The organism is Listeria costaricensis (assembly GCF_900183385.1).
Lineage (GTDB): Bacteria > Bacillota > Bacilli > Lactobacillales > Listeriaceae > Listeria > Listeria costaricensis.
Genome location: NZ_FXUT01000018.1, coordinates 21,071 through 42,152, shown reverse-complemented (window position 1 = coordinate 42,152; position 21,082 = coordinate 21,071). Strand labels below are relative to the sequence as shown.

Here is a 21,082-nt window from a genome sequence, read left to right as displayed (position 1 = left end):
GCAAAATTATTTTTTTGCCAAAAATTTTTGGAGAAAATTACTTAACTGCGCAAATTCTTCAATCGAATAAGTCTCACCTCGTCGGGATAAATCCAGCCCGATCTGCGCTAATTCACTTGTCAGCTGCTCCTTATCCGGTTTCAATTGCGGGAATTTGCTGGCCAAATTGTTCCACAGCGTTTTCCGGCGCTGAGCAAAAGCAGAACGAGTGACTTCAAAAAAGAACGTCTCGTCATCAACTTGGGCTGCTGGCTGCGTCCTTCTTTTCAGATGGATAACGGCGGAGTCGACATTCGGTTGCGGCATAAAGACCGTTTTAGGAACGATAAAGGCTAGACTGGCTTCACAGTAATACTGAATGGCAATCGACAGGCTGCCATAATTTTTGTTTCCTGGCACGGCACTGATTCGATCAGCCACTTCTTTTTGCAGCATAAATGTCATGGATTCGGCAGGAACCTGGGCGTGCAGAAGCTGCAGAATGATTGGCGTCGTGACATAGTAGGGCAAATTGGCTACGATTTTAAGTGGCGCATCCGGCGTTTCAAATTCAGCCTGGATCACTTTGGGAACATCGGCTTTCAGGACGTCACCATGTACAATCTTGACATTCGGATAGGCCGATAGCGTGTCGTCCAAAATGGGCAACAGTCGCTGATCGATTTCAAACGCTACGACCTGTTTGGCGGCTTTTGCCAGCTGTTCAGTCAAAGCCCCGATGCCTGGACCGATTTCCATTGTATTGTCTGCTTTTGTAATACCGGCCGTTTCAATGATGCGGTTCAAAATATTCGTATCGATTAAAAAATTCTGTCCTAGGCTTTTTTTAAATAGGAATCCATATTTTTTAAGAATTTCGCTCGTTTTTGATGGTGTGGCGATCTCTTTCGTCATCTTTTTCCTCCTGTAGCACTTGCTTCCATGCCGCGCTAAACTTTTCTTTTGTAATGCCAAACATTTGCAACCTGTTCTCCAACTGCTTCCCATTCGTATAGCCGATCTGTAGAAGCTCTCCCAGCCGTTCTCTGCGTTTTTTAGCTGCCGGTCCGCCAAGAAGGCCAAGTTCGATCAACGCTTCATGTGTGACCTCTTGGCGCTGCATACGCTCACCGCTAGTGTGAAAATTGGTCAGGGCTTCTTGAATCGCCTCAACTGATGCATGTTCAACGCCGATTCCCCGTCCGTTTTTCGGTCTGGCCGCCGCTTTTGTTAGAAAGGCATGATGGCAGCCTGGAACCGCCTGATCGATGGTTTTGCGGATTTTTTCACCCGGGAAATCGGGATCCGTAAATACAATCACGCCTCGTTTCTCGCTGGCATGGCGGATCTGCTCGATCGTTGCTTCGTTGATGGCTGAGCCGTTCGTTTCGATTGTGTCGGCTGTAACGGCTCGCTTAATGGCCGTTGTATCATCCCGACCTTCCACCACGATAATTTCATGAATAATAGGTTTTGTCATTTCACTCGTCCTTTAAAAATCAGTACCCTCATCATACCACAGAACTTCGCAGGAATAAATATGGCGGAAATTAGGTCTGAAAATATAAAAAGCGGCCTGAGTCAAAGTCATGCTTCGACCCAAGCCGTTATGAATAATTTTATAAAACTTTGACTGTGACTGTTTTTCTGCCCCAAGAGTAACAAGAGCCTGCATCGTCAAAATAAACATCAATGATATTTCCTTTGATCGCGCCGCCTGTATCTCCGGCAACGGCCACACCGTAACCTTCAACCCATACTTTTGAACCTAGCGGGATAACACTTGGATCAACTGCAACAACTTTGATGCCCGGATTCGCACTTAGATTGATTCCTGTTGCCGTTGTCCCACCGCCAGAGTATGCTGTGGATTCCATCGTGAATGTTTTGCCGCCGCTTGGTGCAGCTGAGCTATCAGAATGACTGACTGTTTGTGTAGAAGCGTTCGACGAGGAAGTGGCTGCAACTGTTTGCACAGCTTCCTTCGTACCACGTGCGACTACTTTATCTTGCTTATCAGAAACATTCTCTTCGGAAACGCGGTCACGTTTCACTTCTTTGCCATTTTCATAAGTGACATCATATTTAACTTTCTTTTCACCGTTCTTGCCTTCAGTGACGACCTTTTCTTGCCCTTTTTCAAGATTAGCATCGTCTTTATAAACGGTATCAAAAGCGATTTGTTCTACTTTTTCCTCGGACTTTTTATCTACATAAGCAACTTCAATATTCATGTCCGATGTTAGCTTCGTATCTTTGGCTGGTGATACACGATCGTCTCCGTCAACGGTGATATTTTTTTCAGCTAGTAAATCACCAACTGTGTTTTTCGTTGTCCAGACGGTTTCGTTTTTATCGCCATTTTTGAGTGTCAACTCGATTGCCCGGTCAATATCAATGTTCATATCATTTTTCACTTTATCATCAAGCGAAACATTCAGAACGTCATGTGGACCTGGTGTCATATTTTCATCTTTCAGTAATTCTCCCACCGTGGATTTTGTGCTCCAAACTTTTTCTGTTTGGCCATTATCCGTTACGTTTACTTGCTTTGCTTTCACGTAATCAATTTTCATATTATCCTTGATCGGTGTATTTTTAGCAGGAGATACTTGATCGTGTTTCCCTACTTCTATTCCTGATTCATTTAGCGCTTCACCAACAGTAGCGGCATGTGTTTTTGCTTCAATTTTTTCGCCCGCATTCATAATGGTGATATCGTTTTTAGTTCCTTCGAAAACGAAATAAAAAACCAGTGCGACTACAATAACAAATCCTGCAATCAAAATCGGTAATTTCCATTTTGATGGTTGGTCTACGTTACTGCTGTTTTCCATGGTCATGTATTTCTCCCCTTTCTACTCGCTAGTGATTATATACGGGGGACGAAAGAACTGTCAATTTTTGAGGTCGCTTGTGCACTCTTACACGTTTAAAACTGTCAAACCGTTGATACTATAGCCTTTTCATAATTGTTTTCAAAGACATAGCCCTGTTTGTAATATTTCTGTAACATTCGTCTACGACTCGGGACTTAGGCATAAAATAAGGGGGTTTGATAAAATCGTAAATTTGTTTACATTCCAATCTTAATATTGAGTTACAGAGGAGATCGATTATTACAGTTTAATGACATTTTCTATTGTATACCAAACAACTTGTTCGCGTTATCCATTGTGTGCCTAGCGATTTCCTCATATTTCATTTCTTTCAATTCGGCGATTTTTTCTGCAACAAGCTTCACATAAGCAGGTTCATTTCTTTTTCCACGATTTGGGTGTGGAGCAAGATATGGCGCATCCGTTTCGATCAGCATTCGATCAATTGGTATAGCTTCGGCTGCAATTTTAGGCAGTTTAGCGTTTTTGAAAGTAACGGTTCCGCCAAAAGAAATATGAAAATTAAGTGCTAAACATCTTTCCATCACTTCAACAGTCTCACCAAAACAGTGCATGATGCCGCCTACTTCTTCCGCATGTTCTTCTTCTAAAATACGCACGACATCTTCCGTTGCTTCTCGGTTATGAATGACGATTGGCAGTTTTACTTCCCGAGCGAGGCGAATCTGTTTGCGAAAGACTTCAAACTGTACTTCTTTTGGCGAAGTGTCCCAGTGATAGTCGAGCCCCATTTCTCCCAGCGCAACTACTCGCGGATGTTCCGCCAATTCACGCAGCCAATTTAGATCAGCCTCGGTAAAGTCAATTGCATCTGTAGGGTGCCAGCCGACGATCAGATAGATGAATGAATATTGGTCAGCCAGTTCTAGCGCCCGTTCGATTGTTTTTTTATTAAAGCCTACTACGGCCATTCTGCTTACATCATTTTCCTTTGCACGTGCAATGACAGCTTCTAAATCTTCATTAAAAGCTTCGTCGTTTAAGTGTACATGAGTATCAAAAAGCATTTTTTCTCCTCCAAATTTCCGTTTTCTTCTATTATACTATGAAAAAGATCGTTATCAAAAAGGACGTTTTATTGCAAACGGTTGCATAAATATTATTCTCGTTGTCAATTATTATAGAAGAAACTGGTTTTTCCGCAAAAAAATCCGAGGTATAGCACGGATGGCTAATAAATATACCTCGGATCGAATATGACTATTTTACTTTCGCGCCGTTTGGAAGGTCGCTGCTTGCTTCTATTACGCGCAATTCGCCGTCTTGTTCGCCCGAAAGAATCATTCCTTCACTGAGCAAACCGCGCAATTTAACTGGTTTCAGATTGGAGACGACAATGACTTTTTTGCCTAGTAGGTCTTCCGGTTGGTAGTACTCGGCAATTCCTGAAAGCACTTGGCGGAGTTTACCTTCACCTAGATCTAGTTGGAAGCATAGTAATTTGTCCGCTTTTTTGACCTTATCGACTTGTTTGACTTCCGCAACGCGCAGGTCAATTTTATTGAAGTCTTCAATACCGATTTGCGGCGTTTCAAGGGCTTCCACTTCTGCTTTTGCTTCTTGTTTTTCAGGTGCTGGAGCAGGAGCGGATTTTTTCATCTCGTCTTGAATGTATGTGACTTCTTCTTTGGCATCCAGACGCGGGAAAATTGGCGTTCCTTTTGAGACAACTTTTGTTCCAGCTGGAATCGCGCCATATTCATGGACACTTTCCCATTTTTTAGCTGCTTCATCCTGCAAGCCTAACTGGATAAAAATTTCGCCTGGAGCGCGCGTCAAGAATGGTTGCAAAAGCACGGCAATAATGCGCAGATTTTCAGCCAAATGGGTCATGACGCTGGCAAGTTGGTCAGAGGACGCTTCATCTTTTGCCAGTACCCACGGCGCTGTTTCATCAATATATTTGTTGGTGCGGGCGACAAGTGCCCATAATTTGCTTAGTACAACTGAGAACTGCATATTTTCCATATTCTCTTCGTACTCTTTGACTACTTCCTCTTTGAAAGCCACCAATTTTTCATCAAACGGTGTAACATTTCCTTGATAAGCTGGGATTTCTCCATCAAAGTACTTATTGATCATTGCAACTGTACGATTTAATAGATTACCTAAGTCATTAGCAAGATCATAGTTAACACGATCGACAAAGTCTTCCGGCGTGAACAAGCCGTCTGAACCGAATGGCACTTCTCGAAGCAGATAGTAACGAAGGGCATCTAGACCGTAACGTTCAATCAGCATATAAGGATCGACGACGTTGCCTTTGGATTTGGACATTTTGCCATCTTTCATTAAGATCCAGCCATGACCAAAGATTTTTTTCGGAAGTGGCAGATCAAGTGCCATGAGAATGATTGGCCAATAGATTGTGTGGAAACGGACGATTTCTTTTCCGACAATCTGCACGTCTGCTGGCCAGTATTTTTGGAATTTGATGTCATTATCTGTATTATAGCCGAGTGCGGTAATGTAGTTGGAGAGTGCATCAATCCACACGTATACAACATGTTTGGGATTACTTGGAACTTTGATGCCCCAGTCAAAAGTCGTCCGCGAAACAGCCAGGTCTTCAAGGCCGGGTTCAATGAAATTCTTGATCATCTCATTTTTACGGGATTCCGGCAGAATGAAATCTGGATGCGCGTTGTAATATTCTACAAGTCGGTCGGCATATTTGCTCATCTTGAAGAAATAGGATTCTTCTTTGACCAGTTCTACTTCATTGCCGCTTGGTGCTTTACCGCCAATGACTTTGCCTGCCTCGTCGCGATATACTTCGGCAAGTTGCGTCTCAGTGAAATATTCTTCATCAGAAACTGAGTACCAGCCTTCATATTCACCAAGATAGATATCTCCTTGTTCCACAAGGCGCTCAAAGATTTTTTGGACGCTGTCTTTATGACGGTCCTGCGTTGTCCGAATGAAGTCGGTGTTGGAAATCTCTAATTTTTTCCACAGGTCTTGGAATCCGGCTGCGATTTCGTCGACATATTCTTGTTCGGAAATGCCGCGTTCTTCTGCTTTTGCTTGAATTTTTTGGCCGTGTTCATCTGTACCTGTCAGGAAAAACACATCGTAGCCTGTTAGTCGTTTATAACGTGCCATTGCATCTGCTGCAATTGTTGTATAAGCGTGGCCAATATGCGCTTTGCCACTTGGGTAATAAATTGGTGTCGTTATGTAAAAGGTATTTTTATCCTCTTGCAACTAATTTCCCTCCCTCAGATTCTGCCGGTAAATCCGACAATCAATAAACATTACTTTTTATTATAGCATTTTTAGAGATATTGAAATATACCTTTGCCTAAAAAATTATCATCATTTTGACAAAAAAAAGACACTGCCGCCTTTTTCAAGTGCATGCTGTGTCTTAAATTGATTTTATGGCCGCTTGATAGGTGCCTGTTTTGGCAATAGCTTGGTGCGAAAAGCGGACAGCTTCGATGATGCCTTGCATTTAAGCGTCGTCTTCCTCAACTTTCGATGTAGACGGCGCTGGGTTGGATTTATAGCCCTTTTGTAACACCAATCAAAATGCCGCCTGCCACGACCAGCACGACGCCGATCAGCACGAACACCATTTCCTTCTTCGTTTTCTTCTCGCCCAGCAGTATAATTCCACCGAGTGTCGAAATCACAACCCCTAGCTGTGAAAGAGAGAAACCGGTCGCTACGCCAACAAGGCCATTCGCATAGAGCATCGCCAAATTGCCGGCAGCCCAGATCATTCCGGGAATCATGATCAGCCAAGTACGGGAAGTAAAGCGTTTTTCTGTGCCCTTGTGTGTCATCAGAAGTGCACCGACAACCATGCCAAGCGCTTGTGGTAGAATCGCTTCAAATCCATTGATATGGAAGCCTTGGATCACCACGACATAGCTGATATAGCCAAGAGAGGAGATCGTCAGGATGATCAGCCCTTTATTCAGCTGGGCTGTTCCGTCTTCTTGCTTTTCTGCATAGCTCGTCATAAAAATTCCGATGACAATCAATGCCAGCGCCGTAAAACCTAGAATCATTCTGGTCATCGTGTCCCACTCATGAAAAAGGAGCACGCCACAAAGTGTTGTTCCAACAAGCTGCATGCCGGTTGAAATCGGCATTGCCTTGGAAACACCAATCAGCTTGAATGATTGCAGCTGAAACATTTGACCGATCGCCCAAAGGCAACCTGTCATAAAACTAATCACAAATGTATAAAGTGTATAAGTAGGTGGCGAAAAGAGAAAAACGATGCACGCAAAAAGAAGCGCCCCAAGTGTGACACCCATCGTTTGTTGTCTCGTCGTTCCTCCTACTTTTGTAATAATCAGCGGCATAAATCCCCACAGAAGTGCTGGAATGAGCGCAATGGTTATGTTCAACTTATTGTCCTCCCTGTTTATACACCTGCTTGGAAGTTATGCGATTTTTGTGTAGGTGAAATGTTTAACTTCTCCATTATAGCGGATACGCGAAAAATTGAATAGCGCTTTTTTTCAGGTAAGCGTTTCATTTAAATATTAAGTTTTTCGAAGCGCTTTAAAAAACACGCCCAGTTTACCTTCCGGGCGTGCTTTTTAATGTGGTTTAAATTGAAAATGCTTCAACGCCTGATCGACTGAATGGAATGTTGTAATGCCTTGCAGATGATTGTCAAATAAGACGGAGGACTTGGCAAGCGGCGGATTGATTCCTGTAAAGACTGTCCGAATGCCCATTAAATCTAAGAATTTGCGGAAATTCATGATGCCCGTTACGATCGACTCGTCAAATTTGGTCAAGCCGGAGAAGTCCAGAATCAGATAGGCAATCTCTCTTTCTTCCAAATAGCGCGTGCTTTTTTCGAGTAATATCTTGAAGCGATTTTCATCAAGTATGCCGATGAGTGGCAAAATCGCCATTTCCTGGCTCAGCGGAATAATCGGTGCTGTCAGCGAAAAAATCGTTTCTTCTGCATGGCGCATCTCTCTTTTCAACTGTTCAACCTCACTGACATCTTTTTGCAAGCCTAGGAAATAGACGGCGCCATTTTCATCATAGATCGGTCGAATGGTCAATTCGTTGTAAAAAACATCGCCATTCTTTTTATAATTCTTCAAGATCTGCTTTGTTGGCAGTTTCAAGCGCACGGCTTCACTGATTGCGCGCAAAGCTTCTTTGTCAGTATCTTCCCTCTGTAAAAAGCGACAATTTTGACCGACAGCTTCCTCGGCTGTGTAACCCGTTAATTCTTCAAAGGCTTCATTGACAAAAACAATTGGGTTATTCGAGATATTCGGATCGGTAATAATGACTGGCGCACCCGAAAACGTTAATGCTTCGCGTATAACTACGGAGGATAGTGAATGTTGTTCCATCATTTTTCGCCCTTTTCTTCATTAAAATAATTTCTTTATTGATTATACAATAATTATCTTTCAAATCATAAAAAAGCGAACTATTTTAATTCACAATCATTCCTCAACTTTTAGCAAAACCGATCATCGTTCCGCCTGTAATGACTAAGATTACTCCTATAACAACAAATATCCATTCTTTCTTCGTCTTCTTTTCACCTAAAAACAGAATGCCGCCAAGGGTTGAAATCACAACGCCCATTTGCGAAAGTGAGAACCCTGTAGCAATTCCAACCATGGCATTGGAAAAAAGTAAGGCCAGATTACCTGTTGCCCATAGAAGTCCGGGTATAATATTAAGAAAAGTTTGCTTGGTAAAGCGTTTCTCATCACTCTTGACGGCAAAGAGCAGTGCCGCTACGACCATTCCGACAGCCTGCGGTAAAATAGCATCCCAGCCATCTATATCAAACCATCTTGTTACGACTACATAGCCGACATAGCCGACTGTCGAAACCAAGAGTGTGACCAAGCCTTTTTTCATATTCGTGCCCTGCTCAGCATCTTTATTCTCCTGGTAGCTGGAAAGAGCGATCCCGATAATAATTAGCACTAGCGCTGAAAAACCCAGCACCAATTTGGCTGTTGTCCCCCATTCGTGAAAAGCAAACACACCGAAAAGTGACGTGCCGACTAGCTGCATCCCAGTCGAAAGCGGCATCGTCTTAGAAACGCCCACCTGCGTAAAGGCGCGAAACTGGTTCATCTGTCCGAGACTCCAAAATGCCCCCGAAACAAAGCTTGCCAGTAAAATCGTCATTGTATAATGCGGATCCGTAAAAAAGAAAACAAACACAGCAAAAATAAAAGCGCCGAGTGTCGTCCCAATAATTTGCTGTTTCGGTTTTCCGCCGATTTTTGAAACGATCAGCGGCATAATCCCCCACATAATCGCTGGTATAAGTGCTACGACAATATTCATTATAAACTCCCCCTATTGATTTCTTTTGAACTTATACCCTTTTTCTGGGAAATGACTCCTGCTCAGGATTTTTCCATTTTTTGGTATAAAAGAGCTTATAACCGAACAATTAGGGGTAAAGTGAGAAAAAAGCTACATGAAAGCAGGTGTTCACTTTGAAATCAACAGGGGTAGTGAGAAAAATTGATGATCTTGGCAGAATTGTTATTCCGATTGAAATTCGCCGCACGCTTAATCTAAAAGTCAAAGATCCCGTCGAAATCTTTATTGATGAGGAGAGTATTATTTTAAAGAAATATACGGCCGGCTTAGTCTGCGATGTGACGGGCGAATTTTCAGTTGATAACAAGAAGTTTTTAGATGGAAAATTAACTTTAAGCAAGGAAGGCGCGGAAGAGCTTATTGCGGAGATTCAGAAAAATTTCCAATAAAAAACAGGCAAAAGCGTGAGGGATAGCTTCTCCAAGATCGTCTATCAGGGAGAAACACATGCTTTTGCCTGTTTTTGTACGGTTATTTATTTGTGATTAGAAACCAACCATGTTAGTGCTTGTGAATTGTTGTATGCTTTTTCCCAAGCTGCATGCGGATTCGGCGTAACAAGTCCAGATGGATATTCAGTCATTTGGATTTTCGTGCCGCCAGCATCTTTCACTGCTTGAACTGCTTGAAGCGAACCTTGAACACTGTTTACAGGATCATCTTCTGCTTGGAAAGCCCAGATTGGAATATCTTTGATTTTCGCTGCATCTTCTTTGTTAGGTGCTAAGTAGCGAGCTGTACCGTCCTGAACGAATTCAGCATTTGCATCGTACATGTAGCCAGAGATTGGCAGTGCTGCTGCAAAGAAGTCTGGATTTTCAACGAGCATTTTCCAAGTACCTGTTGCCCCGTTGGATACACCTGAAATGTAGATGCGTGAAGTGTCGATATCGCTATGTTCAGAAACCACTTTGTCGATTAATTTTTTCACCATTTGTGTTTGGCCTTCATTGAACCAGCCGTTACGTTCTTTGTCCCATGGAACCTGTGGCGCTAATACGTAACTTGGTGTCGTTGTTTGGAAGCTCTTTCCAGCAAAAGTTGCCGGTCCGTCTGTTCCTAAAAGCTGCATTTCATTGTCGTCACCGCGCTCACCTGAACCGTGAAGGTAGATGATCAATGGTTTTTTCGCTGAATCACTGCTTTCTGTTGTTGGAGAATACAGGCGGTAAGCCATTTTGTTATCGCCATCTTTGAATGTATCCCCTTTAAATTGATCAAGAATTGGTGTCACTGTATCTTTAACAGCCATGCTTGCTGTTGGTGCATATTCAGTTCCTTTGTCCGATTTAACAGTTGCTGTTTGTTTCACTGTATAGCTCATGTTGGCGCGGCTGTTGATGAATTTTTCTACATCAAAAACCAGCGTACTTGCATTGGCATCACTTGGATTTAATTCAAGGACTACATATTTACCTTTCTCAGCCGGAGTTCCTACGGCCTTTTTCTCACTTGTATATACTGCTTGGATGTTACGGCTTTTAGCTCCCGCAAAAACAGCAAAATCAGATGGTGACAAGTCGCTGCCTTTCACAGCTTCAGGATAAGTCAAGATGACGGCTGATCCTACTTCCCCTTTATCAATCACATCTGTTACTAACGTGGTATCTTTCGCACTCAATTTCTCTCCCGAAGAAGAATCACTGCCGCTACTAGAACATGCAGCAAATACCATCGAAACTACCAGTAGCAATGCAACTAAACTAATCTTTTTCTTCATTTTTTGTCTCCTTTTTTGAATAGTTAAATAACGAATTCTCTGCACAAAAAAAGCCAGACAATACCAAAATAGTCCGATAACCTATCGAAAAATCATTGGTTTTGCCTGCCTTAGCAGTAACAATCCGTTATTTTCTGAAATCATCATATCATAATGAGAAAGCGATTACAATAAAATTTTTCATCCGTGTATTTCTCTACAAAACGCCTGCTAGTTAATTTGAACTAATTTTTTGTTAATTTTTTCCTTACATAAATATTTATATAGTAAAATTCATTACTTTTATTTGCGACACCCTATTTCAGCTCACTTAAAAAAACGGGTAAAAAGAACCGTTTGCCGTTCAAAATCCTATCCAAGCGAAAAAACAGCTGATAAAACAAAGAGAATCAAAAAATCAGACAACAGCCGCCTTACAAACTGGCGCTATTACTGCATTTTTGATTCTCTTATTTTCCCTCTATTCAAGTGACGCCTCTATTACCTTCTGGCCAAGGCTGCCTCATTTCCCCTTTAACACATTCTCCTCCACGCGGAACTTTGTGATTTCTGCAATCAGTTCATACGGGATTGGCTGATCATAAGGAAATTGAATGGCTCCCTTGGTGGTCTTGTACGCCGTGAGTCGGGACGCAAAATGGGTCACAGCGCTTGGTGTGGGATAAAAGCCGAGATGTTTTTTCATTGGGGCGAAATGAACCAGGTTGCCGTGTAAATAAAATGTCGGCATGCCGTAGCTGATTTTTTCGGTTGTTTCGGCGGGAACTGCTTCTTGAATCGTCTCGTATACTTTCCTAAGCAGCGGTTGCACGTTCAGATCACACTTTTCGATATAACTCTCAATCACTGAATCTGCCATTCCATTTCCTCCTCAAATTTCATGATAGGCCGCATAGACTTCGCGTTTCGGTAGGCCGCGCTCTTTCATGACCTGCTTGATGGCGTCTTTAGAAGTCAGACTCTGCTGTGCCATCACCTGCTCCACATGCTCCTTCACAGAAAGCGCCTGCCACCAAGCCGTTTCTTCGTCTGAATCGTCGGCCTGCTCATTTCCGGCTACAATCAAGCAGAATTCGCCGCGCACTTCCTGTTCATTTGCCCATTCGAGTGCCTCGGAAACAGTGCCGCGTAAAAATTCTTCATAGCGCTTGGTCAATTCACGACATAAAACGATCTGCCGCGTTCCGCCAACTGCCTTTTCAATGGCTTTCAAAGCTTCCTTCAACCGATGCGGCGATTCATAAAGGATCCACGTCTCCTGCCGCCGCGCCAATTTTTGCAGCGCTTCACGGCGTTCTTTGTTTTGTCGCGGAAGAAAGCCATAAAAGTAAAATGGTTGCGGCGCTAAGCCTGAGGCGATCAATGCCGTTAAAGCTGCGTTGGCTCCTGGAAGCGGGACAACAGTGATTTCCTTTGAAAGGGCCGCCTGCACAAGCTCAAATCCCGGGTCGCTGATCGATGGCATGCCTGCGTCACTGACAAGCGCGATCGTTTCACCTGCTGAAAGTTTGTCGACCAGCTCCTCTAATCGGCCGCCGTCGCTATGCTGATGATAGCTAATCATCTTTGTGCTGATTTCAAAATGATTGAGCAACTTGATCGTATTGCGCGTATCTTCTGCAGCAATCAAATCGGCCTCTTTCATCACTCGGAGCGCCCGAAAAGTGATGTCTTCCAGATTGCCGATCGGTGTGGGGACAAGATACAAAATCCCACCTGTCACTTGCTGCTCAAAGCTTTTCTGACTTTTCATCGCGTTCTCCTCCGTTTTCCGTTAAGTAACGATCTTTCTTGACACGTGACAGCTTTTTAAAAGCGGCTTCTGCTTTTGTCGCTTCACTCCGGGTCGCAAACTTTTCAAAATGGATCATTTTTACAGGGCGTCTTGTTTTGGTATACTTGCAGCGAATGCCGTCATTGTGTTCCTGCTCACGCCGCGCCACGTCTGTCGTATAGCCACCGTAATAAGTTCCGTCCGCGCAAAGCAGCACATAAAAATAGTGATCACTTGCTTTCGCCATATAAAATCTCCTTCACTTCGTCTGTATAGCCACCCGTTTCGTTATGTACATAGATGGGCGGCAGATACCGGACGCCTTCTCGCCCGTCTTTGATCCCTTCGACCAGCACCATATTCGCCTCTTTTTTTAAAAGTGGATGAACGAACTGGACACGTTTTGGTTCCAGCCGGTTGTGGCGCATCAAATCCAGAATTTCCAACAGTCGCTCTGGCCGATGCACAAAATTCGCTTTCCCGCCTTGTTTCAAAAGAGCCGAGGCCACTTGGATCGTATCCTCCAGCGTGCACATGATCTCGTGCCGAGCAATCGCCAAATGCTGATTGGGATTCTGCTTGGATGTTTCTGGTGTTTTAAAATAAGGCGGATTGCAGGTCACGACCGTATGCTTCTCTTTCCCGAGCAGCGGTACCACCGTTTTCAAATCCTGTTCGATCATCGTGATTTTATCGTCCAATTTGTTGTAGGCAATGCTCCGACGGGCCATATCTGCCAGACGAGGCTGGATTTCCACCCCGTAAATCGGCACTTCCGTGTGCTTGCTTATAAGGAGCGGCACGACCCCATTCCCGCTGCATAAATCAACAATGCTTCCTTTTCGAGCCGGTATATAGCTGAAATGAGCCAGCAAAACGGCATCCAGTGAAAAGGAAAACACGGATGGACTTTGCACGATTCGTAATTTTTCGGCCAGTAAAAAATCCAGCCGTTCATCGCCTTGAAGAAATTCCATATTAATCACCTTTTAAAAAGACCCTTCACGCGCAGAATATGCGGGAAAGGTCTGTATTGATTATTTTTTGCTGAGTAGTGACAGACAGAACAAGCAGTCTTCATCACCGCTGCGAGGGCTGCCAAAATGGACATTGCAGACATGAAACCCTTCCCTGTAGAGCCGGACCAGATTATCATGACCTGCACCGTGATCGAACATCTGCTGCATCGCTTCTTTACGTTTTGGCGCCATGACTGTCTCGGAATCAGACGGCTCACTCGAATCGTCGAGTTCCGAAAGCCGCACCCGCAAATGATCATTTTCGAGCTGCAAGCGGTTGTTTTCCTCGAGCATCTCACCCAGATTGGTTTTCAGTTCTCCCAGTTGCTGATAAAGTTCGCCGATCTGTTCTTCCATATTGCTTACTGAATCAAAAACAGCTTTTTTATCCACGTTATTCACCTCAAGATTGTGCTGATTGGGCTAAGCTTGGATTGAACGGACGAATTTCATCCAGTTCATATTCCACGACGAGTTCCTCTTCCGGCAAACGCACTTGGAGAATGCGCTGCAAGAGATTGATTCCCGTCACTTTTGCAGTAATTCCCTCAGGTGTTGTGATCGTTGTTCCGACATCCGGCATTTCTTTTTTCGCTTCTTCATATTGATCGTTTTCATATTTGAGACAGCACATCAGGCGGCCGCAAAGTCCGGAAATTTTTGTTGGATTGAGCGATAGGTTCTGATCTTTCGCCATTTTGATCGACACTGGTTCAAAATCTCCCAGAAAAGTCGAACAGCATAGCATCCGACCGCATGGGCCGATCCCGCCGAGCAGCTTGGCTTCATCACGAACACCAATTTGGCGCAGCTCGATTCGCGTACGGAAGATCGAAGCCAGGTCTTTCACAAGCTCCCGAAAATCCACGCGTCCTTCTGCTGTAAAATAAAAAATAATTTTGTTGCGGTCAAATGTATAGTCAACATCCACAAGACTCATATCAATCTTGTGCTCACGGATTTTTTCATCACATGTCAAGAAAGCTTTTTGGCAGGAATCCGCATTTTCCTGCACGCACGCATAGTCGGCTGCCGTTGCAATCCGAATGACATTCTTGAGCGGTAAAACGACATCCTCCTCGTCGACCAGCCGCGGCTCAATGACCGCCTGACCGAATTCAAGGCCTTGCGCATTCTCGACAATCACGCCCTGCCCCTGCTTGATAGCAAGATCACCGGGTGAAAAATAATAAATCTTACCAGCGTCTTTAAAACGCACGCCAACGATTTTAAGCAAATGGATTACCTCCCCTGTAGCTTGAGTACCAGCTGCTCCATCAAAAGCTGCATATTCATGTTGGAATCCAGCTTGGTTTTTGCAGATAGAACTAGCTCTATTGCACTTGTCGTCTCTTTAAGCGAGTAGCGCAGTGCGTCCTGCTTCAACATTTCCTGCTGACCTGTGCAGACGATTTCGTAATCCCCTGAAAGCGAAAGATGCATCCGGTCGCGGAATAGAAGCAGCAACAGCTCCAAGCCAAATGCACAGGCTGTTTTGTCCTTAAAGAGCTGCATCCACGTATCCTGAATGTGGATAAGCGGACTTGGGCCATTATGATACAGCCCTTCGTATAGCTTGATTACTGCGTTTCGAGCCTCGGAAAATTCGTCCTCTTCTTCCCATGCCAGCGCTCTTGTCAAACTGCCGGTCAAGCTGGCATATATTCGCGCCTTCTGCTCGCCGATTCCCGCACTGGTGAATGCTTTCAGGCGGTTCGGATAACTGAGCTCCTTGAAAGACACTGGTTGAAGACGCGACTTGATGGTCGGCAAAATCTTCCCTGGACTGGCCGTAATAAAAAGCAGCAACATGCCTCCGTCCGGCTCTTCTATAAATTTCAGCAGACTGTTGGCGGATTGAACCGTCATTTTATCTGCTTCATCGATGATTAATACTTTTTGATCTGACTCCATGCCTCGTTTACTGAGTTCATTCTTTAGCTCACGGACCTGATCAATTTTGATCGAAGCGCCGTCTGGAATCAGCCAGTGAACGTCTGGATGGTTGTCATTTGCGATACGCGTACAGTTGACGCAATGCCCACAAGCACTGTTTTCATCTGTCTTTTCCAAACAAAACAAGCTTTGTGCAAGCCAGAGCGCGGTCCGTTTTTTACCGGTTCCCTTTGCGCCTTCCAGCAAATAGCCGTGCGACAGTCTGTTTTCGCGGATACTTTTTGAGAATAAGTGCATCACAACAGGTTGCAATTCCATCAATTCAGCTTGTAATCCCACAAAAAACTTCCTTTCCAATTCATTCCTTCCTATTATAACATGCTTACTACCAAATAGCTTCGTTAATTTTGCAAGACTTCTCTAAAAATCCGCTTACTTTTTTTCAAAATTCAGGTTTGAGCTATCTAAAAAGCAGGAATGATATAGCAAAGTAACGAGGGGGGAAAAGTAAATGTGGTTATATGAAAAAAATGAGCTTTCCGCAAATTTGCCGATCGCGCTTTCAGACTTATGGACACTGCTTGAGAATAAATCGAATATCAGCTGGCGTTCCAATGTCATCCGCGTACAAACAAACCCTTCCACGAGAGAAATCACAGAATTTTATCCACATGGTCAGCTGCTTCGTTATCAACTTTTGACTCAAAGGGTGAGAAAATACAGAATTTATCGTATTGAACATCGCTATTTTTCCGGTTATTTATTAGAAGAATATCATTATTTAAATGAACAAACGACGCGGATCACCCTTACGGAAAAAATCAGACTGAAAAACGATTTTTACGGGCTGCTTTCCAAAATGGCATTCAGCTTCAAACAGGGGCAGGCACTTTACTTGAGCGATTTGGAATCACTCGTTTATAAACAAATGCGTAAAGAAATCTTGCCCGTTATCTAATCAAAAACCATGCTGTTCCCAATCTAGCTGACACTAGAAAAGCCAAAAATCTAGTTCACTATGTTGGGGATTTTTTATGATGTCGGGGGAGTCTGGCTTTTCGCTCAATACGTACGCAAGATCGCGCCTCACTCGTTATTAACATGGCGGATTAACCGGATCACATGAAAAACACGACAGCTCTGCCCCAATCGTTTATCGAGCCAAAGCCGCCGTATAAAATTTTTATTTCCCTCTATCAGCTTGAAGGTATTTCATTTCTCAAACTCGATTTTTCTTAATAAATTCACCGATGTCTGCGACGCAATCCTCTGCTTGGGGGTAGTTCCCAATGTGATCTAAATAGGCATGACCCAAGCCGCAATAATAAGTGAAGGTGGTCTCCACGCCTAATTGATTTAATTTTTTCGCATAGGCTAAGCTCTCAATCGTTAAAAAGTCATGCTCACCGGAAGAAATAAACGTGACAGGAGAATCTTTGGACACATCCATGTAGGGGGTCAGATACTTCGTCATCACTTCTGTCGTTCCTAAAAGATCTGATAACGAATTTGTTGCTTGGCTAAACATTTCAATCCCCGGTTTGATATATTTTTCGTGCTTTGGATAAATGTCAATGTCCGTAATACTAAAGGCGGTATCAGCATCTTTCACACCACCCATATTGACCGTTGGATAAAACAGCAATTGCCCTCTCACTAAATTCAATCCATCTTCAAGGGAACGATTGCTACAATAAAGTGTTAAATTGCCGCCCGCACTATCTCCTCCAACGAAGATGTTACGTGCATCTCCACCAATCGCTTCTGCGTTGTCCCCTAGCCATTTCAAAACTGTATAGCAGTCATTATGACCTGCTGGATAAGGATTCTCAGGTGCTAGGCGATAATCCACACCGACTGCAATCATATTTGTTGTAGTGACAAATAATTTTAGGGCTTCTGCTACAACATCTGTACTTCCTGCAAAGAAACCGCCGCCGTGAATAAAATAGAGAATGGGGGCATTTTCCAGGGGTGTATCAGACTTGAAAATGCTAATCGGTATCTCATAGCCATCATCTGCTTTTACGGTTCTATTGTCCCGCTTAAATCCTGAAGAAATGATTTCCGTACTATCCACATGATTGAAAATTTTTCTTAGTCGTTGGATGGATTTAGGGCTGCTATCCATTTTCATTAAGCTTTTTGGCATAAACTTCATCATCAAACTCATTTTTTTGCTAGATTTTAATAACCGCGGATCCATTGCGCCTTTTTCATCAAAATCTGGAATCGGTTTGACGATAATATCAACGCCTCGTCTTGTGGTATGATAGGCTTTTTCTTTAATTGCCGTCACTAACTGTTGCTCATATTTTCTACTCATCATTCACGCTCTTTTCTATTATTCAGCCATGACATTTCTGCTGTTTAATTCTTGCTCTCCTGTTTCAAGAGGGCGCCAATCTAAAAAGTTTTTCAAGGATTTGTCTCATTCATGCTCACTTTTTTGTCTTTCATGTACGTGGCATCAACTTCATTCACTACTAAAAACTCATGGTATTTTCTAACAGGCTCAAATGTCTTTTGTTAGATCATTCAAGACTGCTTTTTCATTAGACATCCTAATTATACAAAATAATAGGCTCGTTTTCCCTTTTAAACTCATTTTGTTTAAGAGCTTTTCTACCTGATTGATGCCCTTTAGTCCCCTTGTCACCCCAGTTAAATGGTTCTTTTTTCCAATTCACAATGCCTCTCTTTCAATGACATCGTTTCCTGATAATCATCCAGTGTCAGCTCGATTACCACATATCCGACGATGGCTGACATAACAATTGCGGTAATCACTTTTATACTAAATCCTATGGCGTGATTGATAATATCAAGGCCTAATACATTGGGTAACACAATAAAGAAAACCAAGGAAAAAACAACTGTAAATACGGTCAGTATCAAGCTTCTTAAGATGTTGTTATGCGGGAACCAATGGTTGAAGAAGCTTTTTTTCCTAGTGGACACATCTAAAGCATTTTTATTAATCGCTTTGGGAATGTTTACAAAGCCTGCTGCAGGACAAAAAATGCCTAAGAGTACTAACCCCATAAATAAATCGGTTGAAACCGCATCGAATGTCACAGTTCCGGTGTAATTTCTAAAATTAATGATATAAAAAGCGCCGTTTAAAACAATATTAATAATCACAAAATCCGTCATCATTTTTTTAAATCTAAATCGGTTGATTGTCATGTTTTTCACCTTTTCACTTTCTTGAAGTTGTTAAAAAAAGGCTGGCTGCTTATCTCTTCACATTGTGATCCATAATCTGAACATCATTTTTCTTTCGATATTGAATAGGGGTGTCTGAATATACTTTTTTAAAATGGCGTATCAATGCCTTCGAGCTCGGAAAGCCATGCTGTTGACTAATCCATTCAATCGTTTTATTCCCTTTAATAATTTCAGGAAATGCGCGATATAGCCGGTAATCTGTTAAATAATTTAAAAAGGTATAGCCAAATTTTTCTTTAAAGATTCGTGCAAAGTATTCCTTGGAAAAATTAAAGTGGTCTGCTAAATCATCCAAACTTAATTTCTCTGCGTAATGGCAATGGATATAATCTAAAATTTCTTTATCCAATTGATCAGATGAATGCGCATTCATTTTTTCGCGACTTTTTTCCTCTAAATGATAGCAGCATAGTAAATGAAATATCCTCAGCAAATCTGATTGAATTTTCAAACTTGAAAAAGCGTCATTCTTTTGAAACGTTGTTAAGATCGAGGTAAATAATTCAGCTAATGGATCATACGTCGATACGGGCTCCTCTAGATTAAAATAATAATTATCCACATTAGGTAGAAACTGTTTGATAAAATCATAAGAAATAATCAAACAAATGACTTCAAAGCCTTTTGTGAAGTTTCCGTTCAACTCATGAATTTCACCTGAATTAACAATAAAAAAGGTGCCATCTTGATATTCTTTTGTCACATTATTTTTTCTAAGTACGATGTTTCCTTTTCGGACAAAAGTGATTTCAATTTCCTTATGCCAATGTATGGGAACAAAATGTACGAGAGAATTATTTGCGTTCATTTCCTCAATCCGAGATAAAAGCAAAGGGTTTTTTTCAGAGAAATACAGTATTTTCATTGGCAAATCGCGATCCATTTGAATAAACTCGAATGTTGTTTTTTCCATCTTTACCTCACTCTACACTTTCTTTTTATCTTTACTTCTAACCTCCCCTTTCCCTTACAAATATCTTTACTTCATGATAATAGTTAACCGTTTTCATATGTGGTACATAATTATCTAAGATATGGTCAAATATTGATATTTAAGAAAAGGGATTAGTGGGGGATTTAAAAATATGAAAGTTTCCATATTTTACTTCGGAGTATTGAAATAATTTTATAACATTCTAACACCACTTTGAGAACGATTCCAGTCCATTATATTTTAACCCGCCTAAGTTTTTATATTTATTGACTTTTTCACTTTCCATATACTGCCTTGCGCTCCCTCTCCTCTTTGTTGTGGTAAGTTTTTTTGGGTGTCAGCTCACTTTGAAAGATTTCTTAAATATGCAAGAAAGCGTGGATTATTCGGCATCGGCGCCATTTGTATACCGCTTACATTTTTGTTATAATTTAGGTTAACGATAATCTATGGAAGAGGAGTTAGCGGTATGCGCAGACTAAATAAAACAAATGAAGCGTCACCACTTTATGCTCAAATTGCTGATGATATTCGTTACAAAATTTATTCAGACGAGTGGCAAACAGGGACAAAAATCCCTCCTGAACTAAATTTGTGCGAATTGTATAATGTCAGTCGAATCACCGTCCGAAAAGCCATTGATGAACTGGTAAGAGAAAATTTATTATACCGGGAACGGGCCAAAGGAACTTTCGTGCGGGATGTGACCGATCAGGAAGATGAGCATTTTACATTAGTGAAAAGTTTCACGAGAGAAATGCAGGAACTAGGAAAGAGTGCGGTTACTTTAAATGCTGAAATTGAGATAGTGGAGGCGGATCGACAGCTGGCAAGCCATTTGCATATTCCGCTTGGAAGCGAGGCCTTGCAAGTGAAGCGGGTTCGAGGCGCTGATGATGATATTTTTGCTTATTTTGTCAGTTATATTCCTTATAAGAAAGAATACTCGCTGGACAGCAAAGATTATTATGGCTCTTTTTATCAATATTTGGAGCGGTTTGGCATTATCATCAATCAGGAACGGGAGTATATCGAGGCAGTTTTACCAACGCCTGAGCTAAAACAGGCGCTTTCTGTCAAGTTGAAAGAACCCCTGTTGAAGCGGGTCCGGATGACAACACAGAAAGAAAGCGATTTTTACGAGTATAGTGAATGTTATTATATTGGAGCAAAATATCGTTATTATGTTGATTTTTCGTGATTGCTGAGAGTAAAAGAGAGTCAAAAATCAGGCGGCACCCGGTTGAAATCGGGGTTGTCGGGATTTTTGGCTCTCTTGCTTTTGTT

The 21,082-nt window shown here is 42.4% G+C and carries 22 protein-coding genes; 3 read left to right on the top strand and 19 right to left on the bottom strand.

Features of this window, described 5'->3' with window-relative positions; all coding sequences use genetic code 11:
- Nucleotides 1–6: 6 nt before the first annotated feature.
- The 8 genes from rsmA to CS921_RS12600 form a co-directional block, all read right to left on the bottom strand.
- On the bottom strand, nt 7–894 hold the full coding sequence (rsmA, locus tag CS921_RS12635; protein ID WP_099224449.1) for a 16S rRNA (adenine(1518)-N(6)/adenine(1519)-N(6))-dimethyltransferase RsmA: 888 nt from the start codon (nt 892–894) through the stop codon (nt 7–9).
- Complete coding sequence (rnmV, locus tag CS921_RS12630) at nt 848–1,459, bottom strand: ribonuclease M5 (RefSeq protein WP_099224447.1); 612 nt, start codon at nt 1,457–1,459, stop codon at nt 848–850. The genes rsmA and rnmV overlap by 47 nt, the downstream gene beginning before the upstream one ends.
- 139 nt (nt 1,460–1,598) lie before the next feature.
- A complete protein-coding gene (locus CS921_RS12625) occupies nt 1,599–2,822 on the bottom strand; it encodes a G5 and 3D domain-containing protein (protein WP_099224445.1) in 1,224 nt (407 codons plus the stop codon).
- Between the two features lie 296 nt (nt 2,823–3,118).
- A complete protein-coding gene (locus tag CS921_RS12620) occupies nt 3,119–3,886 on the bottom strand; it encodes a TatD family hydrolase (RefSeq protein ID WP_099224443.1) in 768 nt (255 codons plus the stop codon).
- 193 nt (nt 3,887–4,079) lie between these two features.
- A complete protein-coding gene (metG, locus tag CS921_RS12615; protein WP_099224441.1) occupies nt 4,080–6,086 on the bottom strand; it encodes a methionine--tRNA ligase in 2,007 nt (668 codons plus the stop codon).
- Between the two features lie 299 nt (nt 6,087–6,385).
- Entirely contained in the window at nt 6,386–7,243 is an 858-nt protein-coding gene (locus tag CS921_RS12610) for a GRP family sugar transporter (RefSeq protein ID WP_099224439.1), read from the bottom strand.
- Between the two features lie 195 nt (nt 7,244–7,438).
- Nucleotides 7,439–8,218: a YtvA family blue-light photoreceptor gene (gene ytvA / locus CS921_RS12605; RefSeq protein ID WP_162921768.1), complete on the bottom strand. Its 780-nt coding sequence runs from the start codon at nt 8,216–8,218 to the stop codon at nt 7,439–7,441.
- Nucleotides 8,219–8,321: 103 nt separating this feature from the next.
- Nucleotides 8,322–9,179 carry a GRP family sugar transporter gene (locus CS921_RS12600; RefSeq protein ID WP_099224435.1) on the bottom strand — a complete coding sequence of 286 codons (858 nt, stop codon included), beginning with the start codon at nt 9,177–9,179 and terminating at the stop codon, nt 8,322–8,324.
- A gap of 155 nt (nt 9,180–9,334) precedes the next feature.
- On the opposite strand from CS921_RS12600, the gene CS921_RS12595 reads away from it, so the two are divergent.
- Nucleotides 9,335–9,610: an AbrB/MazE/SpoVT family DNA-binding domain-containing protein gene (locus CS921_RS12595; RefSeq protein WP_099224433.1), complete on the top strand. Its 276-nt coding sequence runs from the start codon at nt 9,335–9,337 to the stop codon at nt 9,608–9,610.
- An 86-nt stretch (nt 9,611–9,696) separates the two neighbouring features.
- Here CS921_RS12595 and CS921_RS12590 read toward each other — a convergent pair whose 3' ends face one another.
- From CS921_RS12590 to holB, 8 genes are all read right to left on the bottom strand, one after another.
- Nucleotides 9,697–10,941, bottom strand: coding sequence for a PHB depolymerase family esterase (locus CS921_RS12590; RefSeq protein ID WP_099224431.1), 1,245 nt, complete (start codon nt 10,939–10,941; stop codon nt 9,697–9,699).
- Between the two features lie 502 nt (nt 10,942–11,443).
- Nucleotides 11,444–11,800, bottom strand: coding sequence for an iron chaperone (locus CS921_RS12585; protein WP_099224429.1), 357 nt, complete (start codon nt 11,798–11,800; stop codon nt 11,444–11,446).
- Between the two features lie 12 nt (nt 11,801–11,812).
- Nucleotides 11,813–12,694, bottom strand: a complete 882-nt coding sequence (rsmI, locus tag CS921_RS12580; protein WP_099224427.1) for a 16S rRNA (cytidine(1402)-2'-O)-methyltransferase — start codon at nt 12,692–12,694, stop codon at nt 11,813–11,815.
- Nucleotides 12,672–12,962 carry a GIY-YIG nuclease family protein gene (locus tag CS921_RS12575; protein WP_099224425.1) on the bottom strand — a complete coding sequence of 97 codons (291 nt, stop codon included), beginning with the start codon at nt 12,960–12,962 and terminating at the stop codon, nt 12,672–12,674. The genes rsmI and CS921_RS12575 overlap by 23 nt, the downstream gene beginning before the upstream one ends.
- Nucleotides 12,946–13,692, bottom strand: coding sequence for a tRNA1(Val) (adenine(37)-N6)-methyltransferase (locus CS921_RS12570; RefSeq protein WP_099224423.1), 747 nt, complete (start codon nt 13,690–13,692; stop codon nt 12,946–12,948). The genes CS921_RS12575 and CS921_RS12570 overlap by 17 nt, the downstream gene beginning before the upstream one ends.
- 60 nt (nt 13,693–13,752) lie before the next feature.
- Nucleotides 13,753–14,127 (bottom strand): DNA replication initiation control protein YabA, encoded by a 375-nt coding sequence (gene yabA / locus CS921_RS12565; protein ID WP_099224421.1) that lies wholly within the window; start codon nt 14,125–14,127, stop codon nt 13,753–13,755.
- Between the two features lie 10 nt (nt 14,128–14,137).
- Nucleotides 14,138–14,971, bottom strand: a complete 834-nt coding sequence (locus CS921_RS12560) for a PSP1 domain-containing protein (RefSeq protein ID WP_099224419.1) — start codon at nt 14,969–14,971, stop codon at nt 14,138–14,140.
- A 5-nt stretch (nt 14,972–14,976) separates the two neighbouring features.
- Nucleotides 14,977–15,969 carry a DNA polymerase III subunit delta' gene (gene holB, locus CS921_RS12555; RefSeq protein ID WP_162921767.1) on the bottom strand — a complete coding sequence of 331 codons (993 nt, stop codon included), beginning with the start codon at nt 15,967–15,969 and terminating at the stop codon, nt 14,977–14,979.
- Between the two features lie 172 nt (nt 15,970–16,141).
- Between holB and CS921_RS12550 the strand changes: the two genes are divergently transcribed.
- Entirely contained in the window at nt 16,142–16,588 is a 447-nt protein-coding gene (locus CS921_RS12550) for a hypothetical protein (protein ID WP_099224417.1), read from the top strand.
- A gap of 261 nt (nt 16,589–16,849) precedes the next feature.
- Here CS921_RS12550 and CS921_RS12545 read toward each other — a convergent pair whose 3' ends face one another.
- The 3 genes from CS921_RS12545 to CS921_RS12535 form a co-directional block, all read right to left on the bottom strand.
- The gene (locus tag CS921_RS12545) at nt 16,850–17,956 is read right to left on the bottom strand and encodes an alpha/beta hydrolase (RefSeq protein WP_099224415.1); all 1,107 of its coding nucleotides are present in this window, start codon (nt 17,954–17,956) and stop codon (nt 16,850–16,852) included.
- A 338-nt stretch (nt 17,957–18,294) separates the two neighbouring features.
- Complete coding sequence (locus CS921_RS12540) at nt 18,295–18,819, bottom strand: hypothetical protein (RefSeq protein WP_099224413.1); 525 nt, start codon at nt 18,817–18,819, stop codon at nt 18,295–18,297.
- A gap of 49 nt (nt 18,820–18,868) precedes the next feature.
- Nucleotides 18,869–19,774: an AraC family transcriptional regulator gene (locus tag CS921_RS12535; protein WP_099224411.1), complete on the bottom strand. Its 906-nt coding sequence runs from the start codon at nt 19,772–19,774 to the stop codon at nt 18,869–18,871.
- A gap of 490 nt (nt 19,775–20,264) precedes the next feature.
- On the opposite strand from CS921_RS12535, the gene CS921_RS12530 reads away from it, so the two are divergent.
- A complete protein-coding gene (locus tag CS921_RS12530) occupies nt 20,265–20,996 on the top strand; it encodes a GntR family transcriptional regulator (RefSeq protein WP_099224409.1) in 732 nt (243 codons plus the stop codon).
- Nucleotides 20,997–21,082 lie beyond the last annotated feature (86 nt).